The following is a 9,757-nucleotide window of genomic DNA, read 5'->3' on the forward strand; positions in this document are numbered from 1 at the left end:
GCGCCCCTTCTGCGGCCTCTTCGCGCCGGAACATGGGACCATCAGCAGAACCACTTCTGCAGCCCCTCCACGTAGACGCCGTGCTCGATGAAGGCGCGCACCGTGCCGGCCGTCCCCTCCGGGCCGCAGCGCCATCACTCCTCGCCCTTGTCCTCGGGGAACGTACATCTCGCGGAACGATGTCGGCGGTGGCCTCGCCCACGCCGCGGGCGAAGAGGGCGTGCGGCTCCACCGCCGGTTGCACCTGCGGTAGCGTACAGGGCGAGGCTACTCGCGGGCCACCGCCTCCAGCTCCTACCAGCGCCCCACCTCAGCCGGGCAGGACGATGTCGTTCATCCCCTTCCGCACCGCTGATCTTCCGGCGCTCATCCTGGCCTCACCTGTCCCGGCGCACCGGGCCGGTCACCGCGCCCGCCGGCCGTCCGGGCCGCCGATGGCCTGGCCCACCCGCACCGGGGCGGCCGGCGCCAGCCGCGGGTCGAGGCCACTGCCCGGCGAGAAGACCAGGATGACGGTGGATCCCATCTCGAAGGCGCCCAGCTCGGCGCCCTCTCTCCACCGGCAGCGGCTCGGCGTGGTGGCCGCCTGCCCCACCGCGGCTGTTGGCCGGTCAGTTGCAGGGGCACCGCAGGATCAAAGGTGGCGCGCTCCCGGCCCACCACCGTGGCCCCCACCGGGACCACCGCCACGGCGCCCAGCGTGTCGAGCGGCGTCACCAGCCGCTCGTTCGTGAAGAGCCCGGGCGTTGCGCACCGAGGCGGCGTTGACGGGCCAGAGCTGGCCCGGCACGTGCGCCAGCCAGAGGTGCGGCGGCCAGCGGGTGGATGCGGTGTGGTAGTCCTGCGGCGAGAGGGAAGGCGTGGCCCGGGCGCGCCCTCAAAGGCTGGCCCAGGTCGGCGTCGCCCGGCGCGCCACGCCGTAGTCGATCCCCTTGGCCTGCACCACCCGCCCGGCGGTGGCGGCCTGCCTAGAGACCAGCGCGTCACGGCGAGACCACACACCTGCTCGCCCGGGGGCGATGGGCCGGAGCCGAGCAGGAAACGGTAAGGGCGAAGAAGCGGCCGAAGGTGAGGAGTACCCCTCCAGGCGGCGGACACTCCCGAGGTCGATCCGGTAGGCGCGGGCGAAGGCCCGCCGATGGCCCCCCGGCACCGGACCCGCCGGGGCGCGTCGGTGAACCGCGCCACCAGCCGCGACAGGGCGTTCTTGGGGAGGAGGCGCAGCGCCGCGATGAAGGCCCGGTCGGACGTGAGGGGCGCGCATCCTGGAACCAGACGTGGCCGCGGCGAGCCAGCGCCGCTGCTATGGGTAAGGGGCCTCCTGCTGCCGCCTCACCGGCCAGCGTACCGCCGCCCGACCTCGACCGCTGCGGGGCGATCTGCGGCGGCGGAAACACGCTGCACTTCCAGAGCCACCGGCACCGCGCGGCTGGAAGCATCGGCTGAGGCACCGCGGGGCCCGGGTGGAGTGCAGCGCGGGCTCTTGACGGCCCACGCCGACCAGGCCTTCGTGGAGACGCCCCGGGCGGCCCGCTCGCGGGTGGTGGTGGCCCACGTGCGCGGCACCAGCGTGGGCCCGGTGGCGGGTGAACACCCACCCGTTCGTGTTCAGCCGCTGGCTCTTCGCCCAACGGGGCGGTGGCACGCTGGCGGCGTTCGCCAGCGTCCGCGCCGCCGTGGAGGCCGGATCGACCGCCCGCTGCGCTGCTCGCCTTCCTGCGCGCAGCAAGACCGACAGCGAGAACGCTGCTTCTCGGTCTTCCTGTCGCGCTCTCGGCCCGCTGCCGCCTCGACCGCGCCACCTGGGCCGACGTGCGCGCCGCCCTGGCCGCCACCACCTCCGCCTTGGCGCGCCTGGCCGACGCGACCGGCGAGCCGGCCGTCCTCGCTCAACTTCCTGGTCTCGCGACGGCCGGGTGCTGGCCGCCTGCCGGCGCGGCCGCGACCTGAACCTGGCCGGCCGGCGTCGGCCCGGAGCACGCCTTCGTGGTGGCCAGCAGGCCATCGGGCGGGTGGCCTGGGTGGTGCCGGAGGGGAGGCTTCGTGAGGACCGACGACGGCCAGCGGGGTGGTGCGCGGCGCCCTGCTGCCGGCCGCCCGGAGGCGATGAGGTCCGCCTCCCGGCCGGCTGCGACCGCTATACTCAGCCTGCACCACCATCGCGCGGGAACCGGACCTCACGGCCCAGCTCCAACACCTCTATCGCCTTGGGCTCCAGCTTCACCTCGGTGACGCGGACGCGGGCCGCTCGGGGATCCTCTCGGGTGGCAGGGTGGGGTACCGTCGAAACGCTCACCTTGATGGCCTCGTCGCGGCTCCACCGGCACGAGGTCGAGCAGGCGCACCGCGGTGGCGGCGGCGTAGCGAGCGGTTCTTCACGGTGGTCCACGCCCGGTAGCGGATGGCGTCCTCGCGAGGATCAGGCCGGCCGTCTCATGGCGGCGCTCCACCCACCCGCCGCTCCTCGACCCGCCCGTCGGCGCCGAAGGCCAACCAGCTCGCCGCGCGGCGGTAACATCGGGCGGCGCGCGCCCCACCAGCTCGTCGCCCCACCGAGACGCGGGCCAGCCCGGGCAGCAGCGGCACGCGGTGCCGTTCTGCCGGTGGCGGTCAGGTAGGCAACCGGGTCGACCCGCAGCGCCGCGGTGCGGCTCACCTGGGCGGCCAGGGTGTAGCGGGCCAGCGTCACCGTGCGGGCCCGGCCGGCCCCGTCCACCGTCTCGCGGCGCGGGGCGGTGAAGGTGGCCGCCAGCAGCCCCTGGGCCACCTCGGCCACCGGGGCCTCCAGCGCCACCTCCTGGTGCGCCATGGCGTCGCCCTCCGCCAGCAGCTCCACCGCCTGGCCGCGCTTCAGCTCCGCCGGGGCGGCGGCCATCGGCATGGGGCCGCGCACGGGGCGTGGCGGCGGGGCCTTCTGCAGCCAGAGGGGCTCGAGGCCGGGCACCCACAGGCCGCGGGAGGGCTCGGCGGTCGAGACCGTCAGCCGGGCGTCGGCCCAGTCCTCGCCGCTCTGCTGGCTCACCGTGCCGAGGAAGGTCAGCTCCACCTGCCCGGTCTCGGGCAGCAGCCGGGCGTCGTAGGTCGGCTGCCAGGAGGCGCTGCCCACCAGGTAGCTCACCGCCACCTCAGCGACCCGGCCCGCTCATCGAGACCTCCACCGCCACCACCTTGGTGGTCTCGCCGCGCTTGGCGTTCAGCTTCTCGAGGTCGGCGCGGGCCGCCGCCAGCCGGCGCGCCAGGTCGCGCTTGCCGGCCTCGGCCTTGCGCACCTCGGCGGCGGCGCCGGCCAGCTGCCCGTCCACGAAGGCGAGCAGGTCGGCCCACTCGCAGGCGCTGACGCCGCGGACGGCCAGGTTCTTGGCCCGCTCCTCCGAGTAGCTGGCCCGGAGCGACTCGGCGAACTTGCCGCGGGCCCGCGCCGCGGCGACGCGGTCGTCGAGGGCCCGGTCGTCGGCCTCCAGCGCCTCGACCCGGTCCTCGGCGGCCCGCACCTCGGGGGCCGCGGCCTCGGCGGCGGTGAAGGGCTCGGCGCTGACGCCGAAGACCCTGGCCCGGGCGGTCCCCTTGCCCTCCACGCGGAGCGACTCGTCGTCCAGCCCCGGCGGCAGCCCGGTCAGGAGCACCCGGGAGTCGCCGGCCGGGAGCTCGACCCGGGCCAGGCGGGTCACCCGGGCCCAGGCGCGGTAGACGGTGACCGCGTCCACCCGCGAGGTGGCCAGGAGATCGCCACCCTGGGCTGGGCGCGGGGCTGCGATGATGATGGCTGCCAGGGTCGAGACGAGGGCGGGGGACGGGCGCATGTGGTGGACCTCCGGTTGATCCCGGGGATTAACGCACGCCGGTCGGCTTCGATCTATCGCCTGGCCGAGCCCCCCCGGCGAGGTTCGACGGCGGACGCAAGCGTGATACGCATCTCTGGAGGGGTGGCGTCCATGTCCAGCGACAGCAACACGCCCGGTGGGTCGGCACGAGACGGGGCGTTCCACGCGGTGGTGCAGGCGTCGCCGTTCGGCATGCACCTCTACCGGCTGGAGCCCGACGGCCGCCTGGTCTTCGTCGGCGCCAACCCGGCCGCCGACCGGATCCTCGGAGTCGCCAACGCCCAGTTCGTGGGGCGGACCATCGAGGAGGCCTTCCCCCCGCTGGTGGCCACCGAGGTCCCGGCCCGCTACCGCGCCGCCGCCGGCCAGGGCCTCTCCTGGCGCACCGAGCAGGTGGCCTACCAGGACGACCGGATCGTCGGCGCCTTCGAGGTGACCGCCTTCCAGATCGGGCCCGGCGAGATGGCGGCCCTCTTCCAGGACATCACCGAGCGGAAGCGGGCCGAGGTGGCCCTGGCCCAGGAGAAGGAGCGGCTCTCGGTGACGCTCCGCTCCATCGGCGACGGCGTCATCTCCGCCGACGTGGCCGGCCGGATCACCCTGATGAACCGGGTGGCCGAGCGGCTGACCGGCTGGACCGCCGCCGAGGCGCTCGGGCGCCCCGTCGGCGAGGTGCTGCGGCTGGTGGATCAGGCCACCCGGGCCCCCCTCCCCGACCCGGTGGCCCGGGTGCTGGCCGTCGACGGCGCCACCGAGCTGCCCGCCCGCACCCTGCTGGTGGCCCGCGGCGGGGCGGAGCTGAGCGTGGGGGACAGCGGCGCCCCCATCCGCGACGACCAGAGCCGGGTCATCGGCGTGGTGCTGGTCTTCCGCGACATCACCGAGCGGGAGCGACTCGACGAGGCGGAGCGGCGCAACCAGCGGCTGGAGTCGCTCGGGCTGCTGGCGGGTGGCATCGCACACGACTTCAACAACCTGCTCTCCGGCCTGTTCGGGTACGTCGACCTGGCCCTCGAGGCCTGCCACGAGCCCGAGGTGGTGCGCGACTACATGACGAGCGCCTCCTCGGTCCTGAACCGGGCCAAGGGGCTGACCCACCAGCTGCTCACCTTCGCCCGCGGCGGCACGCCGGTCCGGCGCGCCGTGGACCTCCCCCAGCTCCTCCGCGAGACCACCCGCTTCGCCCTGACCGGCGCTCCGATCCAGTCGGTCCTCGACGTCGCCCCGGACCTGGCTCCGGTCCACGCCGACCCCGGGCAGCTCGGCCAGGCCATCGACAACCTGCTCATCAACGCCAAGCAGGCCATGCCGGGCGGCGGCCGCGTCGAGGTGTCCGCGAGGGGCCTGGCCCCGGGGGCGCCGCGCCCTGCCGACCTCCTCCCAGGCCGGCGCTACGTGGTGATCGAGGTGCGTGACCACGGCACCGGCATCCCACCCGAGCACCTGCCGCACGTCTTCGACCCCTTCTTCACGACCAAGCAGTCCGGCAGCGGGCTCGGCCTGGCCAGCGTCCACTCCATCATGAAGAAGCACGGCGGCGCCGTGGAGGTCTCCTCGGAGCCCGGGCGCGGCGCCTGCTTCAGGCTCTACCTGCCGGCCCACGAGGCCGAGGTCTCGGCGGCGCCCCCCGGCGCGACCCCCTCCGACTTCACCGGGCGGACCGTCCTGGTGCTCGACGACGAGGACTACCTCCGCGACGTGGCCGGCGCCATGCTCCGCCGGCTCGGCTGCGACGTGGTGCTGGTCCGCGACGGCGCCGAGGTGGCGCCGGCGTCCCGCCTGGCCCGCCAGCAGGGGCGCCCCCTCGACGCCGTCATCCTGGACCTGACCATCCCAGGGGGCATGGGCGGGCGGCGCGCCCTCGAGGAGCTCCGGCGCGTGGAGCCGGCCGTCGCGGCGCTGGCCTCCAGCGGCTATTCGGAGGACCCCGTCATCGCCACACCCGCCAGCTACGGCTTCCACGGGAGCCTGCGGAAGCCCTACGTGCTCGAGGAGCTGCGCGCCGCCCTGGCCAAGGCGCTGGCCGCGGGCGGGTGAGGCCCGGCGTGGCCTCGAGCGCCGAGGCCCGTCAGGCGGCCCCGCCGCCGTCGGGTCCCTGCAGGATCTCGTCGCCGCTCATGCGGCGCCACCCGCCCGCCGCGGTGGGGCGCAGGATGCCGTGCACCTTGAGCGGGGCCCGGGTCGAGCGCGGATCTCCCTCGTGGTGCAGCGGCAGGTTGAAGTAGTAGAGGCGGGTCGCGGTGCTCCGGCTTCGGGTTGCACTGGATCACGAAGAGCGCGTCGAGCGTCTGCCGGCTGGCGAAGTACCGGCGATCGGCGTGGTCGATGATGCGGCGGATGTTGGAGCCGTAGAGGTCCCGGTCCAGGTAGTCGAGGCAGACCAGGACCATGAAGGTGTAGGCAGAGCGGCACTGGAAGGCGTAGACGTGCTGCCCCTGGTAGAGGTCGCGGTTCTTGTCGAGGAACTCCTCGCCGTGGAACGGGTGGCCCTTGGCCTCCAGGAAGACCCGCAGGCGACCGCCCTCCTCCTAGGCGGCCACGCAGCAGAGGGTGACCGGGGGCTCCTCGGCGCTGCCGCCCGCCAGGTCGCCCTGCACGCGCGCCAGGGCCGCCGGGTCGGCCACCTGGAAGCCGCCCGGGCGTCCCGCCTTACCGGCCCACCAGCGCCGCCGCCAGCGCCTGGTGCCGCACGCCCACCGCCCGCAGGGTGAGGCGGCGCGACGAGGGGTGGCCCGCGACCTCCTCGAGCGTCACCAGCAGGTGCTCGGGCGGCAGCCAGCCCGCCACCCGGTCGGCCCACTCCACCAGCAGCGCCCCCTCGCCGCCCACCAGGTCCATGAAGCCGGTGGCGTAGAGCTCGTCGAGGTCGCCCACCCGGTACAGGTCGGCGTGGTGGATGGGAGCCGGCCCCGGTAGGTCTGCACGATGGCGAAGGTGGGCGACGACACGTCGCCCGGCGCCACCCCCGCGCCCTCGCAGGCGCCGCGGCTCAGCTGGGTCTTGCCGGCGCCGAGGTCACCCACCAGCGCCACCACGTCGCCCGACGCCAGCAGGGCCCCCAGCCGCCGCCCCAGCCGCGCCGTGGCCGGGGCGGAGCGGGTCAGCAGCACGCGCGGCGCGCCGGAGGCTACCGGCCCCATCGAGCCCACACCTGGCCGATGGCCTCGCCCAGGTCGCCGGCCACCAGGCCGCGCTGCCCCAGCCGGGCCGCCACCAGGTCGCCCGCGGCGCCGTGCACCCAGGCCGCGGCCCGCGCTGCGTCGAAGGCCGGCAGCCCTCCCGCCAGCAAGGCGCCGCACAGCCCGGCCAGCACGTCGCCGGTGCCGCCGGTGGCCAGCCCCGCGTTGCCGGTCGGCACCAGGGCCGCCGGCCCGGCCGGGGCCGCCACCACGGTGCCCGCGCCCTTCAGCACCACCACCACGCCCCAGGCCCGCGCCCGCTGCCGCCGCCAAGCCGACGGCGCGGTCGGCCTGCACCGCAGCCACCTCCAGCCCGCACAGCCTGGCCATCTCACCGGGGTGCGGCGTCAGCACCACCGGCGCCGGCAGCGCCGCCAGCCGGCCCAGCGACCCCGGCAGCGCCGCCAGGGCGTTGAGGGCGTCGGCGTCGAGCACCGCGGGCACCGCCAGCGCCTCGAGCAGGGCCAGCAGGAGGGCGCCCGTCCCCTCGCCGCGCGGGATGCCCGGCCCCAGCACCAGCGCGTCGGCGTCGCGCCCGGCCGCCAGCAGCGCCGGGAGGTCGGCCTGGCCCAGCCCCCCCTGTCCGGCCAGCGCCACGCTCATCGCCTCCGGCCGGCCGGCCAGGGCCGGTCCGAGCACCTCGGCGCGGGCCGCCAGGGTCACCAGCCCCGCGCCGCCGCGCAGGGCCCCGGTCAGCGCCAGGTGGGCCACGCGCCGCCTTGCCGGCCGAGCCGGCCACCACCAGCAGCCGCCCGGCGTCGCCCTTGTGGGCGTCGGCGCCGCGCGCCGGCACCAGCGCCCGGGCCGCCGCCTCCTCCAGCAGCTCGCAGCTGGCCTCCACCTGGTCCGCCGCCGCCGCCGGGATGCCGATGTCCGCCACCGTGACCACCCCCGCCAGCGCGGCCCCGGGCGCCAGCACCAGGCCGCGCTTCTGGAAGGCGAAGGTCACGGTGGCGTCGGCCGCCACGCACGGGCCGAGCGGGCGGCCGGTGTCGGCCGACAGGCCGGAGGGCACGTCCACCGCCAGCACCCGGGCCCCGGCGGCGCGGGCCTCGGCGATGCGGGCGATGGCGGCGGCGAAGGCCCCCTGCGGTGGGCGGGCCAGCCCGGTGCCGAGCAGGGCGTCGATCACCACGTCGCCCGGCCCGGCCGGGAGCGGCGCGTCGGGGGCCAGCGGCGCCCAGGGAACGCCGGCCTGCTGCGCCTGCGCCGCCACCGCCGCGGCGTCGCCCACCAGCGCGCCGGGGTCCACCACCGTGAGCACCCGCGCCTCGCGGCCGGCCTGCCGCAGCAGCCTGGCCGCCACCCAGCCGTCGCCGCCGTTGTTGCCGCCGCCGCACACCACCACGCAGCGGCCGCCGGGGCCGGCCAGCGCCGCCGCGGCCGCGGCCACCGCCGCGCCGGCCCGGGTCATGAGCGCCAGCGCGGGGACGCCCAGCCCGTCGATGGCGGCGCGGTCGATGGCGCGCATCTCGGCGGCCCCCACCAGCCTCACGGCGCCTCCAGGATCACCGTGGCCGCCGCCATGCCCCCGTCGTGCGTCAGGGTCAGGTGGTGCCGGGTCGCCCCCTTGGCCCGGGCGGCCTCGGCAGCCGCGCCGGCCAGCACCAGCCGCGGCGCGCCGCCCTCGGCCCGCCCCACCTCGAAGTCGTTCCAGCGGGCCCCGGGCGCGCTGCCCAGCGCCCCTGCCAAGCCACCCCGCCCAACCGCCCAGCGCGCCGCGTGAGCGGCGGTAGCCCGGTCGCGGCGCGGCTCGAGGGTGGCCCGCTCGGCCGGGGTGAAAGATCCGCTGCAGGAAGCGCTCGGCCCAGCCCGGCGGCCGGTCCAGGATACGGGCCAGCCGCCCGATCTCCACCGGACCGTGCAGGGCGCCGACGATCATGGGCGCGCCCACCGCAGCAGCCCCTTCATCTCGCGTACCGCCCGCTCCAAGCCCACCAGCACCGCCTGGGCCACGATGGCGTGGCCGATGTTGAGCTCCTCGATCTCGGCGATGGCGCGCCACCAACGCACGTTCGGTAGTTGAGGCCGTGGCCCGGCCGCCACCCCACGGCCAGCTTGGCGACCGGCTTGCACGCGTCGAGGATGCGGTTCAGCTCCGGCGCCGGTCGGGCGCCAGCCAGGCGTCGCAGTAGCGGCCGGTGTGCAGCGCCTCGGCGTGGGCCTCGGCCCGGTGGGCCGCCTTGACCTGGTCGAGATCGGATCGATGAAAGGCGAGACCTCGATGTCGGCGTCTAGCGAAGCGTCTTCACGACCCTGGCGACCGGCTCCCCTCCAGTTCACCACGTCAGCCCGCCCTCGGTGGTCGACCTCTTCGCGCCGCTCGGGCACCAGGTCACCATGTCGGGCTTAAACTCATGGGCAGTTTGACGATCTCCTGCGGCGCCGCCATCTCCAGGTTGAGGCGGGTGGTGACGGTGCGCCACAGCACCTGCAGGTCGCGGTCCTGGATGTGCCGCCGATCCTCGCGCAGGTGGATGGTGATCTGGTCGGCGCCAGCTCGGCCATGAAGCGCGGCCGCCACCGGAGTCAGGTAGGCGGCGCGGCGCACCTGCCGCAGCGTGGCGACGTGATCGACGTTGACTCCCCAGTCTGGCTGGCATGATGGATCCTGCCCCCATCGCCCGGCTGATCTCGGCGGCGATGGCGCATCGGCGATAGCCCCTCACCCGGGCCGCGTCGGGCCTCCACCAGCACGCGCAGCGCGTTTCTCGGTGCCGGAGGCGCGCGCAGCACCCGCCCGGGGCGCCCAGCGCC

The 9,757-nt window shown here is 76.1% G+C and carries 3 protein-coding genes and 5 pseudogenes; 1 reads left to right on the forward strand and 7 read right to left on the reverse strand.

Annotated elements, in window-relative coordinates; genetic code table 11:
* Positions 1-403: 403 nt before the first annotated feature.
* The 3 genes and pseudogenes from IPO09_18930 to IPO09_18940 all read right to left on the reverse strand — a co-directional run bounded on the left by IPO09_18930 (position 404) and on the right by IPO09_18940 (position 3,800).
* Positions 404-1,275: pseudogene (locus tag IPO09_18930) on the reverse strand (phosphatidylserine decarboxylase).
* A 1,144-nt stretch (positions 1,276-2,419) separates the two neighbouring features.
* Entirely contained in the window at positions 2,420-3,118 is a 699-nt protein-coding gene (locus tag IPO09_18935) for a DUF4139 domain-containing protein (GenBank protein ID MBK9519375.1), read from the reverse strand.
* Positions 3,119-3,125: 7 nt separating this feature from the next.
* Complete coding sequence (locus IPO09_18940) at positions 3,126-3,800, reverse strand: DUF4140 domain-containing protein (GenBank protein MBK9519376.1); 675 nt, start codon at positions 3,798-3,800, stop codon at positions 3,126-3,128.
* Between the two features lie 132 nt (positions 3,801-3,932).
* Between IPO09_18940 and IPO09_18945 the strand changes: the two genes are divergently transcribed.
* Entirely contained in the window at positions 3,933-5,858 is a 1,926-nt protein-coding gene (locus tag IPO09_18945; GenBank protein ID MBK9519377.1) for a PAS domain-containing protein, read from the forward strand.
* A 612-nt stretch (positions 5,859-6,470) separates the two neighbouring features.
* Here the strand turns inward: IPO09_18945 and tsaE are convergent.
* From tsaE to IPO09_18965, 4 pseudogenes are all read right to left on the reverse strand, one after another.
* A pseudogene (gene tsaE, locus IPO09_18950) lies at positions 6,471-6,961 on the reverse strand (tRNA (adenosine(37)-N6)-threonylcarbamoyltransferase complex ATPase subunit type 1 TsaE).
* Positions 6,949-8,471: pseudogene (locus IPO09_18955) on the reverse strand (NAD(P)H-hydrate dehydratase). Before IPO09_18955 ends, tsaE begins: the two co-directional pseudogenes overlap by 13 nt.
* A gap of 20 nt (positions 8,472-8,491) precedes the next feature.
* Positions 8,492-8,882 (reverse strand): annotated as a pseudogene (locus tag IPO09_18960) (ACP synthase).
* A pseudogene (locus IPO09_18965) lies at positions 8,879-9,659 on the reverse strand (pyridoxine 5'-phosphate synthase). The pseudogenes IPO09_18960 and IPO09_18965 overlap by 4 nt, the downstream one beginning before the upstream one ends.
* Positions 9,660-9,757 lie beyond the last annotated feature (98 nt).

The sequence above is a fragment of the Anaeromyxobacter sp. genome (assembly GCA_016718565.1).
Lineage (GTDB): Bacteria > Myxococcota > Myxococcia > Myxococcales > Anaeromyxobacteraceae > JADKCZ01.

Coding starts and splice junctions, on each gene's coding strand:
- IPO09_18945 (MBK9519377.1), top strand. CDS start 3,933: ATGTCCAGCGACAGCAACACGCCCGGTGGGTCGGCACGAGACGGGGCG.
- IPO09_18940 (MBK9519376.1), bottom strand. CDS start 3,800: ATGCGCCCGTCCCCCGCCCTCGTCTCGACCCTGGCAGCCATCATCATC.